Origin of the sequence: Methanolobus sp., assembly GCF_016278385.1 — an archaeon.
Lineage (GTDB): Archaea > Halobacteriota > Methanosarcinia > Methanosarcinales > Methanosarcinaceae > Methanolobus.
Window position 1 is genome coordinate 83,001 of the sequence record NZ_JADQBY010000028.1, and the last position, 21,552, is coordinate 104,552.

21 protein-coding genes are annotated in these 21,552 nt (G+C 41.3%); 7 read left to right on the top strand and 14 right to left on the bottom strand.

Going from position 1 to position 21,552, the window contains the following annotated elements; all coding sequences use genetic code 11:
• Nucleotides 1-16 precede the first annotated feature (16 nt).
• The 5 genes from QZZ23_RS11405 to QZZ23_RS11425 form a co-directional block, all read right to left on the bottom strand.
• Nucleotides 17-1,207 (bottom strand): adenosylcobinamide amidohydrolase, encoded by a 1,191-nt coding sequence (locus QZZ23_RS11405; RefSeq protein WP_292470200.1) that lies wholly within the window; start codon nt 1,205-1,207, stop codon nt 17-19.
• A gap of 232 nt (nt 1,208-1,439) precedes the next feature.
• On the bottom strand, nt 1,440-2,897 hold the full coding sequence (locus QZZ23_RS11410; protein WP_292470202.1) for an MATE family efflux transporter: 1,458 nt from the start codon (nt 2,895-2,897) through the stop codon (nt 1,440-1,442).
• Nucleotides 2,890-3,387: a MarR family transcriptional regulator gene (locus tag QZZ23_RS11415; protein WP_292470204.1), complete on the bottom strand. Its 498-nt coding sequence runs from the start codon at nt 3,385-3,387 to the stop codon at nt 2,890-2,892. Before QZZ23_RS11415 ends, QZZ23_RS11410 begins: the two co-directional genes overlap by 8 nt.
• 82 nt (nt 3,388-3,469) lie before the next feature.
• Nucleotides 3,470-4,384 carry an ABC transporter ATP-binding protein gene (locus QZZ23_RS11420; RefSeq protein ID WP_292470206.1) on the bottom strand — a complete coding sequence of 305 codons (915 nt, stop codon included), beginning with the start codon at nt 4,382-4,384 and terminating at the stop codon, nt 3,470-3,472.
• Between the two features lie 80 nt (nt 4,385-4,464).
• Nucleotides 4,465-5,274, bottom strand: coding sequence for a mechanosensitive ion channel family protein (locus QZZ23_RS11425; protein WP_292470209.1), 810 nt, complete (start codon nt 5,272-5,274; stop codon nt 4,465-4,467).
• Nucleotides 5,275-5,400: 126 nt separating this feature from the next.
• Here QZZ23_RS11425 and QZZ23_RS11430 point away from each other — a divergent pair, with 126 nt between their 5' ends.
• The 5 genes from QZZ23_RS11430 to QZZ23_RS11450 all read left to right on the top strand — a co-directional run bounded on the left by QZZ23_RS11430 (nt 5,401) and on the right by QZZ23_RS11450 (nt 10,938).
• On the top strand, nt 5,401-7,212 hold the full coding sequence (locus QZZ23_RS11430) for an ABC transporter permease subunit (RefSeq protein ID WP_292470211.1): 1,812 nt from the start codon (nt 5,401-5,403) through the stop codon (nt 7,210-7,212).
• A complete protein-coding gene (locus QZZ23_RS11435; RefSeq protein ID WP_292470213.1) occupies nt 7,209-8,309 on the top strand; it encodes an ABC transporter permease subunit in 1,101 nt (366 codons plus the stop codon). Before QZZ23_RS11430 ends, QZZ23_RS11435 begins: the two co-directional genes overlap by 4 nt.
• A gap of 27 nt (nt 8,310-8,336) precedes the next feature.
• A complete protein-coding gene (locus QZZ23_RS11440; protein ID WP_292470215.1) occupies nt 8,337-10,154 on the top strand; it encodes a hypothetical protein in 1,818 nt (605 codons plus the stop codon).
• A 14-nt stretch (nt 10,155-10,168) separates the two neighbouring features.
• Complete coding sequence (locus QZZ23_RS11445) at nt 10,169-10,594, top strand: hypothetical protein (protein ID WP_292470217.1); 426 nt, start codon at nt 10,169-10,171, stop codon at nt 10,592-10,594.
• Between the two features lie 98 nt (nt 10,595-10,692).
• The gene (locus QZZ23_RS11450; protein WP_292470220.1) at nt 10,693-10,938 is read left to right on the top strand and encodes a hypothetical protein; all 246 of its coding nucleotides are present in this window, start codon (nt 10,693-10,695) and stop codon (nt 10,936-10,938) included.
• Between the two features lie 36 nt (nt 10,939-10,974).
• On the opposite strand, the gene QZZ23_RS11455 is transcribed toward QZZ23_RS11450, so the two are convergent.
• The gene (locus QZZ23_RS11455; RefSeq protein WP_292470222.1) at nt 10,975-11,838 is read right to left on the bottom strand and encodes an AIM24 family protein; all 864 of its coding nucleotides are present in this window, start codon (nt 11,836-11,838) and stop codon (nt 10,975-10,977) included.
• Nucleotides 11,839-11,957: 119 nt separating this feature from the next.
• Between QZZ23_RS11455 and QZZ23_RS11460 the strand changes: the two genes are divergently transcribed.
• Nucleotides 11,958-12,743 carry an alpha/beta hydrolase gene (locus tag QZZ23_RS11460; protein ID WP_292470225.1) on the top strand — a complete coding sequence of 262 codons (786 nt, stop codon included), beginning with the start codon at nt 11,958-11,960 and terminating at the stop codon, nt 12,741-12,743.
• Between the two features lie 31 nt (nt 12,744-12,774).
• Here the strand turns inward: QZZ23_RS11460 and QZZ23_RS11465 are convergent, their stop codons facing one another.
• From QZZ23_RS11465 to QZZ23_RS11485, 5 genes are all read right to left on the bottom strand, one after another.
• Complete coding sequence (locus tag QZZ23_RS11465; protein ID WP_292470227.1) at nt 12,775-14,547, bottom strand: ribosome biogenesis/translation initiation ATPase RLI; 1,773 nt, start codon at nt 14,545-14,547, stop codon at nt 12,775-12,777.
• A 51-nt stretch (nt 14,548-14,598) separates the two neighbouring features.
• On the bottom strand, nt 14,599-15,012 hold the full coding sequence (locus QZZ23_RS11470) for a hypothetical protein (protein ID WP_292470230.1): 414 nt from the start codon (nt 15,010-15,012) through the stop codon (nt 14,599-14,601).
• A gap of 84 nt (nt 15,013-15,096) precedes the next feature.
• Nucleotides 15,097-16,083 carry an MBL fold metallo-hydrolase gene (locus tag QZZ23_RS11475; RefSeq protein WP_292470345.1) on the bottom strand — a complete coding sequence of 329 codons (987 nt, stop codon included), beginning with the start codon at nt 16,081-16,083 and terminating at the stop codon, nt 15,097-15,099.
• 119 nt (nt 16,084-16,202) lie between these two features.
• Entirely contained in the window at nt 16,203-16,472 is a 270-nt protein-coding gene (locus tag QZZ23_RS11480) for a thioredoxin domain-containing protein (protein WP_292470232.1), read from the bottom strand.
• Nucleotides 16,473-16,665: 193 nt separating this feature from the next.
• On the bottom strand, nt 16,666-17,457 hold the full coding sequence (locus QZZ23_RS11485; protein ID WP_292470234.1) for a nicotinate-nucleotide pyrophosphorylase: 792 nt from the start codon (nt 17,455-17,457) through the stop codon (nt 16,666-16,668).
• A gap of 641 nt (nt 17,458-18,098) precedes the next feature.
• Here QZZ23_RS11485 and QZZ23_RS11490 point away from each other — a divergent pair.
• On the top strand, nt 18,099-18,551 hold the full coding sequence (locus tag QZZ23_RS11490; RefSeq protein WP_292470237.1) for a hypothetical protein: 453 nt from the start codon (nt 18,099-18,101) through the stop codon (nt 18,549-18,551).
• Between the two features lie 10 nt (nt 18,552-18,561).
• Here QZZ23_RS11490 and acs read toward each other — a convergent pair whose 3' ends face one another.
• The 3 genes from acs to QZZ23_RS11505 all read right to left on the bottom strand — a co-directional run bounded on the left by acs (nt 18,562) and on the right by QZZ23_RS11505 (nt 21,545).
• Nucleotides 18,562-20,451 carry an acetate--CoA ligase gene (gene acs, locus QZZ23_RS11495; RefSeq protein WP_292470239.1) on the bottom strand — a complete coding sequence of 630 codons (1,890 nt, stop codon included), beginning with the start codon at nt 20,449-20,451 and terminating at the stop codon, nt 18,562-18,564.
• A gap of 356 nt (nt 20,452-20,807) precedes the next feature.
• On the bottom strand, nt 20,808-21,158 hold the full coding sequence (locus tag QZZ23_RS11500) for a nascent polypeptide-associated complex protein (RefSeq protein WP_292470241.1): 351 nt from the start codon (nt 21,156-21,158) through the stop codon (nt 20,808-20,810).
• Between the two features lie 57 nt (nt 21,159-21,215).
• On the bottom strand, nt 21,216-21,545 hold the full coding sequence (locus tag QZZ23_RS11505) for an iron-sulfur cluster assembly accessory protein (protein WP_292470243.1): 330 nt from the start codon (nt 21,543-21,545) through the stop codon (nt 21,216-21,218).
• Nucleotides 21,546-21,552: the final 7 nt, after the last annotated feature.

Below are 21,552 nucleotides of genomic sequence, written 5' to 3' on the forward strand. Positions count from 1 at the left end.
CACCTGTTGAGAATCATTAAGCAGATTTACAAAGCCCTTGATGACTGCAATTCTTTGCCATCCAGCATACAACACGAATCCAATTCTCAATAATACTATCTTTTTCATCAGTCAGTTCATCAAAAGGTATGGAAACTTCAATACCAAGCATTCCAGAAAGACTTTTCATTACAGAAACAGCCACCTTACGTCCGGCAGTTTCCGGAATAAGTCCCCATGAGATCTCGTCAACTATATGTAGTATTGAACCTGTTGCACCGACAAGCACAGGATTCTTCGACATTTCACGCATTGTTTTAAAGAAAGCAGCTTTACGGTTGTCCCCATCCATGTGCGATGCCACTTTCCAAAAACTACTTTCATCGATTCCAAACCTCTCAAGCCTTACAAGCATATCCCTCTGGGAGAGAGATGTCAGATCAGACTGTATTTCAAGAGCTTTTTGGGTGCATTCTATTACGACAGTCCCTATAAGTTCTCCGAGTTTGGAATGCTGCCCGGCATCCGTTAGCAAAAGAGAACTTGTGCCATCTGCAACCACAGCAATCATATCAGTCCCTGATCCCGTGGCAATACCATTTGAATAGCGGCTGGGAGCCATTAATTGTTGCAGAGCTGCGGTCTTTGCCTCAGTGGCAGTGATGACTGCTCTTGTCATAGTATAAGCAGGAAGGTCCGCACCTATTATCAGTATAGTGTTTATGGTCCCCTGGATGAACTGATGTGAACCATCTTCCTGATAATATGAAGCAGGATCACCAACTCTTCCACCATTAACTTCAATACCTGCAGTCATGACAGCAGTCACTTCCACACCACGGAAGGATTTTGTAACAATTGACACATTTTCCATATTTGCAGCCGTCAGAAGCCCGGAAGATGTATCTGGATCTGCACCAAGTCTTTTTGCAATAATAGAAAGATAGGCAGGAATGCTTCCACCATCCAGATCCTTTGGAGCATGCTTGCCTTTTGGTACCCTGTGATTGAAAATAGTCTTAAGGTCTTCCCTGTAACCGCCATTTAACCAGGAAGTTGTAAGGGTTTTCCTCCCACTAGGCAGATTGAGAACGATCGAATCCTTGTGCCTGTAGACTTTCTCCTTGCCCGTTGTTTCAAAAAGAAGAAGCCCTTTTTCGTCTGTACTTCTGTCAGAAGATTCAGCTTTATTATCCTGAACCATTGCTTTCCGGGATTTTGCCACCATAGAATCCTCAATATTTTATAACTCGTTGCCCTGAAACAATCTCCGCATAAAAAAGACAGGACATCAAAGAACATTAATGAATATATCCCGGTGTGTATTAAATATCTTTTGAATTTTAGCGAAGTGAGAGTTGTCAAGCTAATATCACAACACTATTGAATAAATAGGGAGTATAATTAAGGAGTAAATAGTGGATACATAGAGGATAGAGAATAAATATGAAACCAATTGATCACACATTTAGTTTCTCATTATCGGATAATTTATGCGAGACATCCGCAAGATTACTGGTTTTCAACAATTTACCGACATAAACTCTTGCCCACACGAAAATAAAGAGCGAGCCCAGAATATTGCCTACAACCATTCCCCACCAGACACCTATAAGACCCATTTTCAAATTAAAAGCGAAAACAAGAGCGAATATTGGCACGAATATGACAGCACGCAGTATCGTTGCAATAAGTGCATAAAGACCTTTACCTACACCCTGGAAAAGAGAGGATGAAATCATTCCAAGGGAGACTGTGGGATAGAATATACAGATTATTCTGAGAAATATAATAAGGTCGTCCGTGATATGAGAAGCACTTTCTGAGAGAGTAAATGCATAAGCTATCTGGGGAGCCAGTACAAAGGTAAAAACAGCGATGACAGTCTCTACAAGAAGACCCATCTTCATTGCGTATATGTGAGTAAAAGATACTTTGTCATACGAACTTTCACCATAGGAAAAACCAGTCATGGTGACAACAGCCGTAGAAACACCAATGAGTGGAGCAAGAGCAATGGTTGCAACACGCCATCCAACAGTGTAAACTGCCACCCCATCAGTATTGCTAACTGCTATTACGATCACGTTCATCACAAGCATCATAAGAGCCATGGATGCCTGCTGAACAGAAGCAGGAATCCCAACATTGGATATATCCCTGAGAATACCCTTTTCGAACCGGAAATCCTTAAAATCAAAGGAAAGGTAGGTATCTTTTCTAAAGAATAACCAGTTGGACATGAGAACTGCGGTAACTCCCATTGATAGAACCGTAGCCCAGGCAGCACCGGCAACGCCCATCTTGAACTGGTAGATGAAAATAGGGTCAAGTACTATGTTCAGGACAGAACCGAATATCATGGCATTCATAGCCCTTTTTGTGTCGCCTTCACTACGAAGTATCGCATTCGCAACATTGGTAAAGAACAGCAGAATGCTGCCTCCGAAGATAATACGACCATAGGAAGTTGCCATTGCAGTCGTCTTTCCGGCGCCGATAATGGCAAATATCGGTTCTGCAAATGTGAAGAGTGTCAAAGTGAAAACAGCAGACATCAAAAGCATCAGTATCATCGTATGAACTGCAACATTATCCGCACCTGTTTTGTCCTTTGAGCCAAGCCTTCGTGCTATGGCAGAACCGGCACCAACACCCAGACCGTTTGACAACGCAATGATCACAAAGAAGAAAGGGAATACAAAACCAACTGCTGCAAGAGCATCTGAGCCAAGTCCGGAAACCCAGAAAGTATCTACGAGATTATACAATGTCTGAACAGACATACCAAGCATCATTGGCAATGCCAGTTTAATGATAGCTTTTTTTGGGTCACCAAGCAGAGCCCTCATACCTGCGGTCGTCTTTGGGGCTCCTAATGAAGGATCCGGTTTTTCATCATTTGTAGCATTATTCATTTGAATCCTTCTTCATTTCGTTTTCAGATGCTATATTTTTGGCAGCCTTCTCCATCATGGAAATGAACATTGCCTTTTCTTCATCGCTAAAACTGTACAAAAGTACATCATTTATCCTAGAGCTAATACTGAGCAACACAGGCTTCATTTCACGCCCTTTGTCAGTAAGATAAACACAATAGGCGCGTTTATCACAGGGGTCCCTTTTCCGTGTAACATAACCCATTTCTTCGAGTTTGTTCACAGAACGAGTGATAGTTGCACGGTCATATTTCAATGAACTGGCAAGTGATTCCTGACTCACTCCTTCATGATGCATCAAACGCATAAAAAAAGGGAATTGTCCACTTCCAATACCATATGGTTCCATTTCATTTGTAAGATATATGTTAATCGACCTGAAAAGATGAGATATATCTCGGCCTATAGACTCATGCTTTTTGATGCTACAAAGACTTTCATGTTTTAAGGAATATGTCAGGACTATCACCAATTTGTTGCGTATGCAATTGTTGCATATGCAACTATTCTATAAAAAAGCATTCTCTCAAGTAAGCTGGATTTTAGAAAAATTAGTCTACGAAAAGCTCAACACCCATCAGCTCAAGGAATATCTCTTCAAGTGAAGGAACAATGGTGCGCATCTCCACTATATCTCCACCGTTTGTTGCAACCCACTTGGTAGTCTCGTTAATTATGGCGATATCATTGGTTACAACCACATAATCTCCATCCATTCCCTTGACATCTGTGATTGTATATTCCCCAATGTTATCCACCTTAAATTCAAGTCGATATTGAATCTTGCCATATTCTGCTCTTATTTCCTCGACAGTACCAAGTGTTACAAGCTTTCCATTTTTAAGTATGAGAATCCTGTCACAGAGGCTTTCTACCTGAAAAAGGTTATGGGCAGTGAATATAATGGTTTTCCCTGATTGTTTCAATGACCGCACGTAGTCAGTAATATATCTGGAAGTCATTGGATCCAGACCAGAGGCAGGCTCATCATAAATAAGGATATCAGGATCATTGATTAGAGAACGAGCTATGGCAACCTTACGTTTCATACCCTTTGAAAGGTCACCTATCTTTTTGCCCTCAGCATTAAGAGCAAGATCAAAAAGAAGATCATGTATCCTTTTTTTTGCACGGTCCTTTGGAACACTATACAGTTCAGCAAAGAACATGAGGTAATCCTCCACATCCATACCCTCATAGAGAGGAGATTCTTCAGGAAGAAATCCGAGGAAAGATTTAATCCCAACAGCATCCCGGGAGATATCCATACCTTTCATGTAGATGTTACCCGAGCTTGGTCTGATAAGACTACTGAGCATTTTCAAAGTAGTAGTTTTACCGGCACCATTAGGCCCTACTATACCAAATATTTGCCCTTTGCCCACTGAAAAAGAAAGGTTATCAACGGCAACGAAATCGCCGTATTCTTTTCTGAGTCCGTTAACTTCGATTATACCAGGTTCCACAATATGACTATATTCGTTACTATATATAAATGGTATTATAAAATGAAGCATAGTTGAAAAACACTATGCTCAAAGACAATTTAGTTATTGTACATGTGTACATCCAGCTGCGGGAAAGGAATTTCGATATCTTCCTTGCCGAAAACTGAATGTATAGCTATAGTAAGATCATTCTTTACGCCCCAGAAATCAGCCGTGTTTACCCAGGCACGAAGTTGCAGGTTTACAGATGAATCCGCCAATTCTGTTGTGACAACTGCTGGTGCAGGATCAACAAGCACGCGTGAATCCTGTTTAATGACATCCATAGCTATCTGTACTGCTTTTGGAACGTCTGTTGTATAACTAACGCCTACGTCAACTGAAACCCTGCGCGTAGGCATGCGGGTTGCATTGACAATGGGACTTCCCCATACAAGCTTGTTAGGCAATGTAATGAACTGGTTGTCCGGGGTCAGGAGTTCCGTTGCCATAATGCCAACTGCATGAACTGTACCTGAAAGACCGCTTACAGTGACATACTCACCTTTGTCAAGTGGTCTTAAAGATGCTATCCACACACCTGCTGCCAGATTGTTCAGCGAGTCCTGCATACCAAACCCAAGGACCAGACCTATGACTGCTGAAAGTCCTACAACAACTGAACTAATATCAGCACCCAGGGTAGCTACAACTGCAAGCAATACAGCTACATAGAGCAATGCACGAAGGAAACGTACAAGGAATTCAATTACAAGTTCAGGAAGCTTTGTCTTTTTCAGGCCGTTTCTGAACATACCGGAAAGAACTCCGGTAACCAAAAGACCTGCTATCAATATCACTAGTGCAAACACAATGTCTGCCACCGCTATTGTTGTGTAAGGTATAGTTAGAGCTAAAATATCTGCCATTCTATCACTCCTTTGTGTGATTATGAAATATTCACTTTCTTACAAACAGCGGCCTGCATATAAAAATGTTCAATTGTATTGCATTTTATGAATCATCTATTAATATAATAAGTACATAATAAAATAATGATGGCAGGCTGGTTTACTATTGCAAAATGGGAGCTTTTAAGATCCAAGCTCAAATTCGATATTCGATCGATGATAATGCTAACATTATCTTTGATACTGGTAATAATAGCCTCCTATGCGGCATCCCAGACAGGGATGAGCATGAACCAGAAAATATATCTTGCAGCTGTTTCACAACCTGAAGTCCAGCCTATTATCGAGACAGACCAGAGATTTGACTATGTTTTAGTTGACCGGTACACTGATAGTAATTATTACGAATATAATGCCGATGTGGCCATAATAGGGAACAATGTTTACCTTGGCGACACCCGTAAAGCGGCTTCTGCAGGCGATGCACTGGAGAATACTTTCAAAACATATCGTGAACTGGTCCTCACTGCATATAATGATGTGAACAATAGTCATCCTGTATGGATTACTGTTCACGATCTTGAAAGACCGCAGGACTTCCAATTAGCAGGCGCAGAGGAAACAGCAGAAAACATAAAACGTGGAGCCAATACAACCGTTTACCCGGGAAATATACCTGGTGCAGAAGGATACACAGGAAGAAGTGGATCAGTTAAGACCGGATCATCAACAATATCCCCGGAAGAAATTGCAGCCCTTGATGAGATGCAAGGGCGGGCTTTCTTTGAAAAGCAGACCATAGCCACACCATCTAATTTCTCACCACCAATACCATTTACAGCAATACTCTACGCATTCCTGTTCATATTCCCTATCTACTTCATCTCGCAGTTCTACTCAACCAGCCTCATGGATGAACGTACAAACAAGAAAGGAGAACTTGTACTTGCTGCACCGCTTACCGGAAGAGATGTTGTGATAGGCAAAACAGTACCATATCTTTTAATCACAATGATTATCCAGACAGCTATTACTATTTACATCCTGGGAATACCTTCAACTTTTGCAGACATAGAAAGAATATTCCTCGTTCTCGCAGCTATATTTCCTGTAGTCCTGCTTTTCTTTGCACTTTCATTCTACAGCGCTATTCTTTCAAGGAGCTTTAAGGAACTGACATTTGCAAGTGTATTCCTGTCAGTGATCATATCAGGATACCTATTTTTCCCTGCAATGTTTGCAAACATTCATGCGATAAGCTCTATTTCACCAATAACACTTATCGTCAGGCTCATCGAGAACGAGGCTGTCCTGACAAACACATACCTGTTCTCAACCCTTCCATTCTACTTCGTGGCCATCTCAGTGTATACCTTTGGAACTTTTATTTTCAGAGAGGAAGACCTGTTCACACAGAAAGCCATAAGTGGAAAAATAGTTGATTGCTTTGAAATATTTCTCTCATACCCATATGGTTCTGTATTCCTTCTTAGTATCATATTCATTCCTTTCGTATATATGGCACAATTAATGCTTATTGTCATGCTTTTCAATCTGCCTCTGGCATATTCAATAATTGCCATGATCCTTTTGTCTGCAATGGCAGAAGAACTCGTAAAATCAATTGGTATCTATACACTTTTCAAAAGAAAGATTGCTGACATCACATTAAGAAACGCTATCAAGTATTCCATATTATCCGGTGCTGGCTTCTTTGTAGGAGAGAAAGCCGTTGCCTTCCTAACCCTGGCACCAATTGCAAGTTCAGCATTCGGATCTGTAATGACAATGGGAACTTTGTTGTTGATACCATTGTTCCTACATATTACGACAGTACTCATTAGTTCACTTGTAATGTACAAAAGAGGAACACATTACTATCTGGTATCTGTCGTGCTGGCAACTCTTTTCCACAGCATATATAACATAGTTATTCTGAGGGGGTTGTTCTTTTGAGTAAACACCGAAATTCCCGCCGGAAAATGAAAACTATCGCAAAAAAAGAGTTCAAAGAACTTATGAGGGAAAAAACATTCATACTGGCTATAATAATACAGCTTTTCATAGCTTCATTTTCAACATTCCTGGTTATTGGGCTTACATCATTTTACGACCCAAGCACACTTGGAAATGTGGAGATGGAAGGAACTTCGATTGCCGTAGTTGGAACCGAAAATGACGAGCTATTCAAAATACTGCAGGAAAGTAATATCCGTACTAATCTGTACTACGATTTCCAGCCAGCATATACAGACTTTTATGACCGGAAGATAGATGCGATTATTGTAACTCCCGTGGGAAGCTCTGGTGGAACAGACCTCCTTAATGTAGATATATACCTTCCAAAATCAGAAATAAAAGCAACTGTTGTATCGCTTCAATTGAAAGAGCCATTGGAAAAGTACGAGCAAAGTGTCAGGGACATAAGAACACAGAGACTGCCCGGATATACACCTATCGAATTCAATGTTATAAAAAGAGGGCTCAAAACAACTTCTACATACTTTGAGTTCATATATGTAGCACTCCTACCATTGCTGGTATTCACACCAGCATTCATATCAGGAGGACTAATTGTTGACTTTATCACAGAGGAATACGAGCGTAAGACAATGGAATTACTCCTCGTGTCCCCTGCATCCATGATTGAAATTGTCAGTGGAAAAGCTTTTCTGGCTACACTGATAGTTCCGTTCCAGTCTTTTGTGTGGATGCTGCTGCTTTCGATAAACAGAGTCAGTATAAACAACTCACTGCAAATACTATTACTCGTAACAATCGTAGCTTTCATCCTTGTAATGGCAAGCACTATAATATCAGTGCTGTTTAGAGACAGGGGAGTTGCACAACTGCTCTATTCACTCATACTCATATTCCTGTTTATGTCATCTTACCTGTTTACAAACTCTCCAATGAATCTGGTTACACGTCTTTCTATCGAAAGTATAGGTACATTGGAATCCTGGGCATGGATTGGTATCTACCTGTTAACAGGAATTTTCCTTTACCTTGCAATGATAATGACTGTAAAACAAGACCCAAATAACATTTAAAACATAAAAATGCACAGATGATTATTGATGGCAATCAAAAAACTGTTTTTCCTGGTATTCATCCTCCTTATTCTCACAGCTACTGTTAGTGCTTACGGAATAAGGGAAGAAGACATATGGATATTCCAGGGTGCCTATGAGCTTGGAATAGAGGATAGGGCATACCTTGAAGGCTTTACTCTCAAGGTACATGAGATAAACACTGAGAACGAAACCTCTGCCATCCTGCTAATATATAGAAATGCAGTGTTTAAGGAATCTTTTGTGGCAGATGCCGAATTGAACAATGAGCACATATACGGCGATGAGCTCAAGATCAACGTCGTTGGCATCAATAAAGATAAAGTTTCCATGGAGATCTACAAGAAAAAAACAGAACTTGTATGGATAACTGACATACCCAAAACGTCGTTCAAAATAGGCGATACACTTACAGAAAACAACTATAAGATCAGCCTTACAGGCATCAACGAAGAAGGTGCTTTAATAGCAGTAGAATATGATGGCGTAAATTTTGAAGGCACTTATAAAACAGGAGATTACCAGAAATATTCAGAGGATTTCATGATCAATGTGGTCTACCTGAAAAGAGATACAAATGAAGTTTTCATTGAGACACTGAAACCAGGTGAACCTAAAATAGAAATTGATGTGTCAACCCTGAAAGACAGTTATGAACCAGATGAATATGTGGAGTATGAACTTATAGTCACAAACAATGGTACGATACCACTCCATGGAATGATCCTCACCACCGAGTGTGATGAAGGATACGTAGAACTATCTAGCCAGCAACATTCAATACTTGAACCGGGAAAGGCAAAAAGATTCCAGACAAAGGTAAAACCTGAAATAGAACCCACTAGCAGGAACATAAGCGTTGTATCAAAATTGCAGGGTTACGATTACAGAGGAAATGAATATGACAGCGAGTATACAACTAAAGTAAATGTCAAGTCATATATTTCCATAACAAAAGAAGTATATTCCAAGGATAAATCATCGCAAAATCCGGAATTTGGAACAAATCAGTATTTCCAGACAATACTAACAATTGAAAACAAAGCAAATTTCCAGACAGCTGTTACTGTGACCGATGAACTTACTGAATCTTTCATTCCAGATGATCTGGATGACACCGAATGGACAGTGATACTTGGGCCAGGAGAAACAAAGGAGATAGAATACTTTGCATCCCCCACAGAACCAGGTGATTTTACATTCAGCCCTGCAAATGTGATGTGGAAAGATGGAGGAGAAACATACACCCTCAAATCTGAAGAAATTACTCAGACATTCCATGTAAGTGGTTCAAAGATCATAGTAGCAAAGGAACTCAGTTCCAGTTATATGCTTGTTGGAGAGGATATAACGGTCCTTATTAGAATCAGCAATGATGGAGATAAGACTATTGAAGCTTCATTTCAGGAAAGCACCCCGGATGAACTTGTTTTTGTAAAAGGTGACGATAAATGGCATGGAACACTGGAAGCAGGAGATGTCCGAGAATTCAGTTATAATGTCAGGGCAGAAAATATAGGAGAACTCTACCTGTCAGCAACTGAACTGAGTTTTACAGATGAAGATGGAATAAAAGGGAAAGCCACATCCAGTGAACCTTTCCTTTACATCGATAGTGCTTTTGTAGATAGTGATACATTCCCTGAAGAAAATACCTACATTGGTGAAGATGTCTTAGAATATGATTATGAAACTCCGGAACAGTCTGAAATTACAAGATTTGGTGCTGCGGGTTTTCTGGCATCTTCATTTGTAACCCTTTTCTGCCTAGTCGCAATTGTGCCTGCCGCCGCATATTTATATATATCCCGGCTATATAACTAAATGAAAATGTTTGAATGGAGAAAGATAACATGGAAATTCTGGCATTTATAGGTTCTGCAATTCTTTTCGCATTGTTTACCTTGGTAGTACTCTTTGTCCTGATAAAGATGTCAGCCAGACTTGCACTTATTATCCTGTTTTTGATACCTGTCATCCCTGTCCTGTTAATGCCTGGAATTGCAATTTCATTTCTTTCACACCGGCATATGCTTCTTGCAGACGGACTTGTGCCCATAAACAATTTCCATATCTTGCTGATGCTCTGGTCAACCCTCGTTGGGTTGATCCTGTATACTGAGTTCCTTACCTGGTACCTGAGAAAAGGAAGAAGTATTAGCAAAGGTGCAGATAAGAACAAAAGTGCTAATCCCTTTGCAACTATACAGGAAAGTACATCTACTGCAATAGGAACTGTTAAAAATGGTTTGTTGAAGCGCTAATTGATATGCAGCAAATTTGTTATGCATGAAACACGTACTTTTTTGCATAAGGAGGAATTGTCCTGGCAGAAGAAAAAGAAAAGTATTCCATCGATAAAATGGATAATGAGAAGCTTGAGCTGGTCCCATGGAGGTCTGCACTCTATTCCATGGTGTTTCCCGGACTTGGGCAGATGTACAATGGAGATCAAGGCAGAGGAGCTTACTATTTTGTAATTGCCTTTATACTGATAGTTGCATCATATCTTTTGTTCCCAATACTGATATTGATCATTTTCTGGCTGTATAATATATATCAGGCATTTATTTTTGCCAGAAATCATCAGAATAAAAAACAGGGTTGAGATCAAAAAAGAAAAGAAAGGAGTTGAAACTCCTTTTTATGCAGGATTATTCCTGTTGTACGGTGCAGCAGCAAGTGATGAAACACTGCCTCCAGCTATAAAATGATAAACTTGTTGCGTAGGAGCAAGCCATACAGCACCTGTTCCCTCAAAAGTCTGCAGAAGCCCTTCACCTGATGTTAGTTTACCTGCAATGCCTCTTCCTGACCTTTCCACACTGAATTTTACTGTATCTGATCTTAAAATTGCGAAGTTTCCGTCTACCTGAAGCCTTTCGTTGTCGAGATTGTATTTTAAGATCTCCCCCATTGGAACCGGGCTTTCCAGAATACATGTCCCTGTTCCACTGATCTTTGTCTGGAACCAGCCTTCTCCACCAAATAATCCTGCTGTTATGTTCTTCTGGCTTGCAACACCAACTTCCAGAGTAGATTCGGAACAGTAGAATATACCCTTGTCAACGATAATTGAACCATTATCCAGTGTCACTGGCAGAAAATGACTGAAGCTTGGTTCCAGGAAAACCTCGCCTGTCCCCTTGTAGAGAGGATTAAAAGCGGATTCATTTGTAAGCTTGTTCTTTAGCATCTTTTTTGCGAGGCCACCAACCCCGCCAATATTAGCATCACATGTGATGTTGCCCTTCTGGAAATAAAGAGCACCTGGTTCTACTATGACGCCACTGTCATTAAGGGTGATCTTTACCTGTTTGAGAGACATGCCAGCCTTCTGGATATAATAGAGATTCCTTGCAAGAGATGGATTCTTACTGCCGGTTAAAGAATTATACTGGAGGATCTCTGCTTTAAAGTTTCCTTTATCGACACTATCAAGGACAGTTATATTGTTATAAAATTTTGTTTCTGCGATAATACCACATCCAAATAAAAACAGTAGCAAGGCACATGGTGCCTTATGTGTTTATAATATATTTATAGATATATAATATATAAGCATATCTGTTTTAAGCAATGAAATAAATATAAAATCATCATCCGGACAAATAGTAAAGGTCAAATATGAATCAAAACCCCAGAAAATATGGTGCAGCTCCCTACAATGTAGCAGTCATACATGGAGGACCCGGAGCATCTGGAACCGTGGCAGAACTTGCCAGTGGTCTGTCTGAACAAAATGGAGTGCTGGAACCGCTCCAGACATCAATGAGCATCGATGGACAGATAGAAGAACTAAGAAGGATGCTAAAAAAACATGGGAAACTGCCGGTTACACTGGCTGGACACTCATGGGGCGCATGGCTTGCATTTATGCTTGCAGCACAATATCCTTCCTATGTAAAAAAACTCATACTAATTTCAAGCGGACCGTTTGAAGAGAGATATGCGACTACAATTATGCAAACACGACTTGATCGTATGAATGAAAACGAGATAGAAGAGTACCTTCGTCTTAGTTCAAGTATGGGTGATGCATCTGTTACAAATAAAAACCATGTCTTTGCAAAATTCGGAAAACTTATCTCTGCTGCTGACTCTTTTGATCTTGTGCCATACGAAGGAGTATATTCAGGATTTCGACATGATATTAATAAAAGCATATGGAGCGAAGCCAGTTTTTTGAGAAAGAGTGGAAAATTACTCCGAATGGGAGAACAAATTAAGTGTCCAGTAGTTGCAATTCACGGCAATCATGACCCTCACCCATTTGAAGGAGTAAAAGAACCTCTTTCAAAGGTTATCAGCGATTTCAGATTCATCCTTCTGGACAACTGCGGACATTACCCATGGCATGAAAAACATGCTCATGAGGAGTTTTACCAGGTGATGGAAAAAGAACTTGCCTGAAAAAACTAAGAAAAATGAAAAAGAAGAGATATCACTCATCTATAAGATTGTGGTAGTAATACTCTCCCTTAGATTTTTGTTCCCGGTCAAGTCTTGAATCCGGTTTGTTAACCCTTGGACGGGAAGTGTCCTCATCACGTCTGAACGTTATATTCAGGTTCGCCAGGAACTTGTTCATACCATCCTGCATACTGGAAGGTTGATGTGCCTTACCATAAACAGCCGGTTCACCCTCAAATACTATGAGACGCTCGCTCAGCATATCTATCATATAGATATCGTGATCAACGACCATTGCAGTCTTACGGTTGTTCTCTGCAAACCTCTTTATCACTTTTGTAGCCATTGAGCGCTGTTCTACGTCAAGGTGGGCACTTGGTTCGTCAAGAATATACATATCAGCATCCTGTGAAAGACATGCTGCAATGGCTACTCTCTGAAGTTCTCCACCACTGAGCTCTGTGACTAGATGGTCATAAAGCCTTTCTATCTGCAGAGGTATAGCGATCTCTGACTGATAGTAGCTGCTGTCGAACCTGCTGGACACGCTGCTCAGGAAGTATCGAACAGGAATGGCTGTGTCAGCCTTGATGTACTGAGGCTTGTATGATATTTTGATGTTAAGGTCAAGTTCACCCTCGTCAGGCTGCACTTCTCCTGCAAGTATCTTTACAAATGTGGATTTACCGATACCATTCGGACCTACAATTCCGAGAACCTCACCTTGCTTTAGTGAGCCGCCATCAGTCGATAGGGAGAATGCATCACCATATTTTTTGGAGAAACCATCATAGTCCACCAGAGTATTGATATCCGTACCCACCCTCGGAGGATGAACCTCGAACTTGATGGCTTCAGAACGAACACGCACATTCTCTTCGGGCAGGTAACCCTTAAGGTACTGGTTAATAGCAATACGTACACCCTTTGGATGGGTTACCACACCATATCCACCGGGCTCTCCGTAGGCAATGTGTACAACATCGGCAAGCATATCAAGTATTGCAAGGTCATGCTCTACAACGAGTACGGCTTTATCTTCTGCAATTTCCTGTATGAGCTGTGCTGAATTGATGCGCTGGTAAATATCAAGATAAGGACTTATCTCATCGAAGAAATAGAAATCTGCATCCTTTGCGGCACATGCGGCAATAGCTACCCTCTGGAGTTCACCACCACTGAGTTCTGTGATCTTGTGGTCAAGGACATGTGAAAGGTTGAGACGTTCTATCAGTTCAGGAAGTTTGCCCCTTTCGTCAGTCTTGTCGAGAAGCTCACTGGTCTTACCCTTGAAAGCCTTGGGGATCATGTCCACATATTGGGGCTTCTGGGATACTTTGATGTTACCGTCTGCCACATCGCTGAAATAATCATAGAGGGCCGTTCCCGCATAATGCTCAAGCACCTTGTCCCATGTACCACTTTCCTGTGAGAAATTTGGCAGAAGGTTACCTGAAAGTATCTGGACTGCCGTACTTTTACCAATACCATTTGGTCCGAGGATACCTGTGACCCTTCCAACCTGAGGGATTGGGAGACCGTAGAGAGCAAAACCATTGGGCCCGTATCTGTGGGTTGGTTCTGTGAGAGCTTCGGGAAGACCGATTATCATTATAGCTTCAAATGGACACTTGTGGACGCATATTCCACAACCCACACAAAGTTCTTCGGATACTACTGGCTTACCATCGTCTCCGAAAACAATTGTTTCATCCCCGGTTCTTACACGAGGACAGTACTTTTCACATTCATGACTGCAACGTCTTGGTTGACATCTGTCTTTGTTCAATATGGCAATTCGCATTTAAAATCCCTGTCAGTGATAAAGTAAATAATAAAGATGAAAAAGAGAAGATCAATTAAGGAGCAGTGTCCATGTTACAAGACAAAAATCTATAACAATGAACTCAACATAGAACCAGTCCTTAACTCCGAATTTTTTCGTCTTGATTTTTAAAAGCGGGAATACAAGCCTCATGGCATAGTAAGAGAGCGCAGCAATAATGGTCAATATTGCGTACCACTTCACTGTAGGATCATCACCTGCACCAAGTTGTATATAGACAAGTATACCTGCTATTATACCAATAATAGCTGCAACTGCCGTTTTGATGATTCCCTCCATATGAGCTATTTTCCTTTCTTCCGGCGTCTTCGCCTTGAATGAAGTCTTTCTGGAACCTGATGAAATAGGAGCTGGTTGTGCATCATCAGTGGGTTGTGGTTTAGATACCGCTACTGATTGCTTTTTCTTGGATGATTTTGACAATTGATCTGATCTCCTGGTACAACTTGGATGTGGGTACTATAAAAACCAATACTTATATAAATGTTTATCCTGCCGGGAGCAAAATCATACAAATTCATTGCTCAGCACATTCTCTATCATGTCGATAGAAAGAGCATTAAAACCTATGGAATCAAGATATTTTGCAAATTTTCCGGGGCGGTGTCCACCAGGGTGATATACAACTGTGAACTGCGGATCGATATTCTTTACCATTGCCTCAAGTCCCCTCGCATCCAGATGATCACTTATCTGTATTGCAGGATAGCGATAATCACTGCGTCCTGTCATTACATACTTGGACATGTGTGAAGGAAGTTTGCCCAGGTCCCATGGAGGAACGATACTTATACAATCCTCACAGCTATCACCAAGACAGGTAAGTTCCCCGGCATCCTCAAGCAAAGTTCGGGTCAGTGAAAGAGATTGTTCTTCCATCTCTATTGTTCCCTGGTAACCAAATCCCCGAAGCAGTTCCACCGCTCTCTGGGCCTTGCCAAATGCATAGGCTCCAAAAGCAATTGATGAATTATCCCTAAAGGCATTCTCAAACCCTGCGAGATCATCATCAAAATAACAGCTTGTATCCCCGGGGTCTCCGTAATTAGCCTCAGTTATCAGAAGGTCACATTCAGGAAGCATGGAAGCGTCCTTTACATCACCGGTAACAAGTATCTTTGTACCAAGTTCATTTTCCCACATGAATGCTACTGAACCAACGGTATGGAAATTCGGAAAAGTCTGGACCTTTACACCCCTGACATCTATGGTTTCGCCAACTTTGAAGGTCATGCCTGCATATTTACGCTGGTGGCGTATCTCAAGTGCAAGGGCGGTTTTCTCCGAACATACTGCGCGTTCGGAAAGCATAGCGGATTTCCCGTTGTGATCGGAATGGGCATGAGTAATAAGATATGCATCAGGTTGCTGATACTTTGCAGGGGTTCTGGTAGTGTCTATGGAAAATGTGACAAGGTTCCCTTCAACAGACCTGAATTTAACAGAAAGATGAGGCTTAAAGGAACCCCGGGAGTTTTTCTCCCTGAAAACCATTACACCAAGATCGACCAGTTCCTTCAATTTTCTAAACCCTCGGAACTGGATTAATCTTAAGGTATTTACGCTTTTTCAAAAAATACGCCGGAGATATTTTTAAAAACAAAGAACAGTGCTTAAAGCACCTTATTCAGCTCTTCGATGAGGATACCTGCGGTGGTAAGTCCTGTAAAGCGCTTTGCTACTTCTCCATCCTTCAGAATGATAAGAGTAGGTACTGCCTGGATACCATACTTAGCTGCAAGAGCCTGATTCTTATCTACATCAATTTCCTTTACTTCAACCTTGTCACCAAGTTCTGCCTCAACCTTCTCAAGGAAAGGCTTCTGCATCTTACATGGTCCGCACCAGGTTGCGCTAAAATCTAATAATTCTACTTTGCTCATATGAATACCTCTGTATTGTAAGTCAATGAATTAATTATTTTTACTTATCGATACAAGCATGCACCGCATATAAGGAAAGAGGTTTCCGATTAACATTGTCCCCAAAACAATATATCTCTTTTAAGCGGTGGTGCAAGTTACACACACAACCATAGCAATTATATTATTTAAGAGTTGCGCTCTTCTTATATACTTAAACTCTTCTAATTTTGGACGTAAGATCAAGTGGCTTGGAATAATACAGCGCAGTTGTCACAATGAAGTCTACGTGTTTTGCGTATTCAGAGATCATTCCCAAATCGATACCCCCCACAGCAATCTCAAGTTTGGGATTCAGAGCACGTAATTCAGGAACCAGAGTCTCCAGCTCCCCGGGACTGTAATGATCCAGCAGAAGCACATCCGCAACCGGAGCAGACTCATAAGCCTCCTCTCTGGTCCGTGGTTCAATTTCGATCTTACGCATAGCCTTAAGCATCACTCGCTTCTCCATGACATCCAGATGGTTCTGTGTGATAAGGATCGAGTCACTTAGAGAATTGCGATGATGATCACCGCCCCCAATCTTTACAGCCTTGAGCTCGTATTTCCTAAAACCGGGATGGGTCTTACGACTTGTTGCTACCATTATATCAGGATTGGTCTTTCTTGCAAGCTCTACGGCAAAACGGGTACTTGATGCAATTGAACATACAAGTGAAAGGAATGTCTGTGATATTCGCCAGAGTTTGAAAAGTGTGGGAAGATCACCCTGAGCCTCAAATATCACGTCATTGGAATTGAACTCAGCACCATTTTTCACCATGTTAACGACTTCAAGACCGTTCTTTTTGTAGAAAGCCTCAAGATCATCCATACATGCTGCAACCCCATGTTCCCTTGATTTTATACGGAGCCTTCCGCTGCCCTCTATACCAAGGAACTCTGTAGTCTCATCGCCGTAAGGACAATCCTCTGAAAAGTAAAGGTCAAAAAGGTCTATCATGGTGCTCACCTGTTGTTAATATAGGTAAAGTATAGTTCATAACCATTGCTATTTTTGTGTTTTTTATCGATAAGATAATGGTCCCATAGATAATGTATAACGCCACTTACGATATAAATGAATATATTTTGCAATATTTTATACTTACAAATGGGATTTATTTAATCTTTATCATTACCCGACCAGGCTGAATGAATTTGAAAAATAAAAGGATAGATGTGTGATGTTTAGAAAAATGATAGAACTGGTCATTGTATTTTCATTGATAATGGCATCATTCACACTAGTTGCAAGTGCAGACCAAACGAACGATTCTGACAAATACACTTTCAAAATTACGGCGGTGAGGTTTACACACCATAACCAATGGAGTTTGGTGCAAATCTTAATGCCAATTTAACTCAGGAAAATAGAACAGAAAGAAAACATGTTTTGCTTCAGTTTTACGAAAATACAACCGGAGAGCAAATTAGATTACTAGATTCATATGGTCTCATTTATATAGAGAAAGCTATGGATTATACATTTATTTTTTCAATGCCTCTGACATGACAGCACCCGACCTGCCGGCAGAGAGTGGGCTGAGGTGGATGGGGGAGATACCTGTGCAGAACAAGTAAGATAAAAATCATGGAGTGAACGTGCCGAAGTGGGCAAGAACAGAGAATGGAGATGTAAAGCTTGGAATCTTTTTTTATGAAGATGTACTTACACAGGATTCAATAAAGATAGCAGAAAAATACTCTGAAAACTTCTCAGCGACTTCAAAATCAAGATCATGGTACTATGAAACAATCACTAATGAAACCAATATCACTTTAATTGCCAGTGAAGATGCTGTTCAGCACGTTGGTTACTATGATGCTCAAGATGAAACTTGTAGCAGTGATTTTGTGGATTATGAAGTAATCACTGAAGAAGACGAAACTGACCCTGTAGATGAACAGGAAGATGAAATCCAGGAAGTTGACGAAAACATCGATGAACAGGAAGAGAAAAAATCACCGGGGTTCACATCAACCATTGGAATCCTGATATTTGGACTAGTTGCTGTTTTTAGTGACAAAGAACGGGCCAGACTAAAAAGAAAATGAAAAGAGGAGATCAGTCCTCCAGCGTGGAAATATCTCCCGGATCCTGTCCAAGTTCCTGTGCTTTGAGAAGACGACGCATGATCTTTCCGCTGCGCGTCTTTGGCAGTGATTCTACAAATTCAATCTCAGATGGCATGGCTATGGGACCGAGGTTCATCCTGACATGATAGACAAGGTCGGTCTTGAGTTTCGCGCTGGCCTTGAATCCCATACGCAATATAATGAAAGCCTTGATGGAATCTCCCTTGAGAGGGTCCGGTTTGCCGATAACTGCAGCTTCTGCCACCGCTTCATGGGAAACAAGGGCACTTTCAACCTCGGCACTGCCGATGTTATGGCCTGCAACTATCAGAACATCATCTGAACGTCCGAGAATCATTATGTAACCGTCCTCATCCTTTACGGCAAGGTCACCTGCTGTGTAATAGTTCCCTATTGTGTTCCAGTACTGGCGATATCGTTCATCATTACCGTAAACGGTCCTCATCATGGAAGGCCATGGTTCTTTTATGACAAGGAAACCACCTGTTCCTGCCGGGACAGGTTCACCATTCTCATCCACGACATCTGCAATGACACCAGGGACTGGTCTTCCTGCAAACCCGGGTTTCATAGGCTCGCCAACCGTTGTTGTCAGCATATGCATTCCGGTCTCGGTCTGCCACCATGTGTCAAGGATTGGACACTTTTCTTTGCCTATAACACGATAGTACCACTCAAAAGCCTCGGGGTTTAGAGGTTCACCCACTGACCCGAGAATACGCAGTGAACTCAGGTTGTACTTTTCAGGCCACTCTTCACCCATCCTCATGAACATACGAATTGCCGTCGGTGCTGTGTAGAAGATCGTCACATCGAACTCTTCTATCATGCTCCACCATACACCGGAATCAGGATAATCAGGCGTTGTTTCGGAAATAAGGATCGTTGCGCCCATTGAGAGCGGACCGTAGACAATGTAACTGTGACCTGTGATCCATCCGGGATCTGCTGTACACCACATAACATCGTTGTCCTTGAGATCAAACATGTTCTTCGTAGTGTAGTAGGTACCGACCATATAGCCACCACATGCATGGACAATTCCCTTTGCAGGTCCTGTGGTCCCGCTGGTATAGAGAATGAATAGCGGATCCTCTGCATCCATTACCTCCGGTTCGCACTCTTTTTCCACATTCTCCATAATCTCATAGAAATCAACTTCAATTTCAGAGAAAAGTTCTAGCTGAGGGGTCATTCTCCTAAGAACAACTATCTTTTCCACAGAGGAGGAATTGACCACTGCCTCATCAACAAGTGTCTTGAGATCAATACGCTTTCCACGCCTTAGAGTTGCATCTGCAGTTATGACTATCTTTGCCTGTGCATCCTTTATCCTTGAATGCAGCGCGTTGGCACCAAAACCACCAAAGACGACACTGTGTACTGCACCTATGCGGGCACATGCCAGCATTGCAATAATCTGTTCAGGAACAAGCGGCATATAAATACACACCCTGTCACCTTTTTCAACTCCAAGGGACTTCAGGCCATTTGCAAATCTCATAACCTCGCGGTAAAGCTGGCGATATGTGAGAATTTGCTCCTCCCCATCATCACCTACCCAGATAAGGGCGACTTTGTTCCTTTTTCCGTTAAGGACATGCCTGTCAAGACAGTTATGTGTAATATTCAGTTTGGCATTTGTGAACCATTTTGCATACGGATGGTTCCATTCTTTTACCGCATCCCATTTTTCAAACCACTCAAGTTCTTCTGCAACATTCTCCCAGTGCTTCTCCGGGTCTTTCAGAAACTCTTTATAAGCAGTTTCATAATCCTGTATCCATGACTTTTCCTTTACAGAAGAATCCGGAAGGTAGCTTTTACTATCCAGTTTTACATCAAAATTCTCAGACATGTTATTACCATTTATAATCATTAACTATGATATTCACTCCATGACCTTGAGCTATCTCAGGGACAATCGAACCAATTCTTTTTGGCAACCACATCATGTCATTTTGAAGAACAAACAAAGATTCGGCAGAACCCCGGGACATGAAAGGAACCGGCCTGAAATATACCTGTAAACTAACAGGATTGTTTCAATTATCATGTATAATAATGATGGTAATATATACCTATTTTGGTCTCAAAAGAATTTGTATGCCAAAAAGAACTAATTTTTAAATGAAAGTATTAAGACCGGTCGAAGAAGAGATTTCCAATTAAGGAACTCATGAATATAAGAACAGGAAAATGTAAAAAAAAGAATTATGATGAGAGTGACAGAATAGCTTCTGCCAGATCGCCATTTGCAGCTTTTAATGCTTCCCTGGCTTTATCCTCTGGCACGCCTGTCTGCTCTGCAACGAGCCTCACATCATCATCGGGTATTTGTAATTCCCTGGCGATATCTTCCGGGGTACCGACTATTTGATAGGTATCTACGCCCTGAGCGTTCATTATTGAGACATTGGCATCGTTAAATACGATATCCTTTGAAGCTGTTCTTATAATGACCTGTTCAACATCATCGACATCAGTGATGTTAATACCCATCTGTTTCATCATCTGTTTGACTTTTGCAGGGTTCATTCCCCTGCCACCTATTCCCGGAAACATGTAATCACCTTTGATATGAATTAATTACCCAATTAGTATATTCTATTAAATAGTTATTTAACAGCATCCGCCGCCACATGATGATGTGTTACATCCACCGCCGGACTGATTGTCTATGACAAAGCCCTTGCCGGATGGGCCATCTACGTAGTCGATCTTTGCATCTGCAAGACCTTCTGCATCATCCTTGTTCATTACTATCTTAAGACCTTTTTCTTCAAGTACAAGATCTTTATCTTCACTGATCTCATCTTCAAGTGACATTCCATACTGCACACCGCAGCAGCTCATGCCTGCAACGAAAACTCTGAGAGCTACATCTTTCTTATCTTGTTCTTCAAGCAGTGATTTTAATTCAACTGCTGCATTGTCAGTTATTTCTACCATTATTGAT

Excerpts from the sequence above, each read along its gene's own strand:
- QZZ23_RS11440 (WP_292470215.1), top strand. The coding sequence starts at position 8,337 with ATGGCAATCAAAAAACTGTTTTTCCTGGTATTCATCCTCCTTATTCTC.
- acs (WP_292470239.1), bottom strand. The coding sequence starts at position 20,451 with ATGTCTGAGAATTTTGATGTAAAACTGGATAGTAAAAGCTACCTTCCG.
- QZZ23_RS11445 (WP_292470217.1), top strand. The coding sequence starts at position 10,169 with ATGGAGAAAGATAACATGGAAATTCTGGCATTTATAGGTTCTGCAATT.
- QZZ23_RS11425 (WP_292470209.1), bottom strand. The coding sequence starts at position 5,274 with ATGGCAGATATTTTAGCTCTAACTATACCTTACACAACAATAGCGGTG.
- QZZ23_RS11460 (WP_292470225.1), top strand. The coding sequence starts at position 11,958 with ATGAATCAAAACCCCAGAAAATATGGTGCAGCTCCCTACAATGTAGCA.
- QZZ23_RS11465 (WP_292470227.1), bottom strand. The coding sequence starts at position 14,547 with ATGCGAATTGCCATATTGAACAAAGACAGATGTCAACCAAGACGTTGC.
- QZZ23_RS11430 (WP_292470211.1), top strand. The coding sequence starts at position 5,401 with ATGATGGCAGGCTGGTTTACTATTGCAAAATGGGAGCTTTTAAGATCC.
- QZZ23_RS11410 (WP_292470202.1), bottom strand. The coding sequence starts at position 2,897 with ATGAATAATGCTACAAATGATGAAAAACCGGATCCTTCATTAGGAGCC.
- QZZ23_RS11500 (WP_292470241.1), bottom strand. The coding sequence starts at position 21,158 with ATGTTTCCGGGAATAGGTGGCAGGGGAATGAACCCTGCAAAAGTCAAA.
- QZZ23_RS11405 (WP_292470200.1), bottom strand. The coding sequence starts at position 1,207 with ATGGTGGCAAAATCCCGGAAAGCAATGGTTCAGGATAATAAAGCTGAA.
- QZZ23_RS11485 (WP_292470234.1), bottom strand. The coding sequence starts at position 17,457 with ATGATAGACCTTTTTGACCTTTACTTTTCAGAGGATTGTCCTTACGGC.
- QZZ23_RS11475 (WP_292470345.1), bottom strand. The coding sequence starts at position 16,083 with ATGGTTTTCAGGGAGAAAAACTCCCGGGGTTCCTTTAAGCCTCATCTT.
- QZZ23_RS11450 (WP_292470220.1), top strand. The coding sequence starts at position 10,693 with ATGGATAATGAGAAGCTTGAGCTGGTCCCATGGAGGTCTGCACTCTAT.
- QZZ23_RS11480 (WP_292470232.1), bottom strand. The coding sequence starts at position 16,472 with ATGAGCAAAGTAGAATTATTAGATTTTAGCGCAACCTGGTGCGGACCA.
- QZZ23_RS11505 (WP_292470243.1), bottom strand. The coding sequence starts at position 21,545 with ATGGTAGAAATAACTGACAATGCAGCAGTTGAATTAAAATCACTGCTT.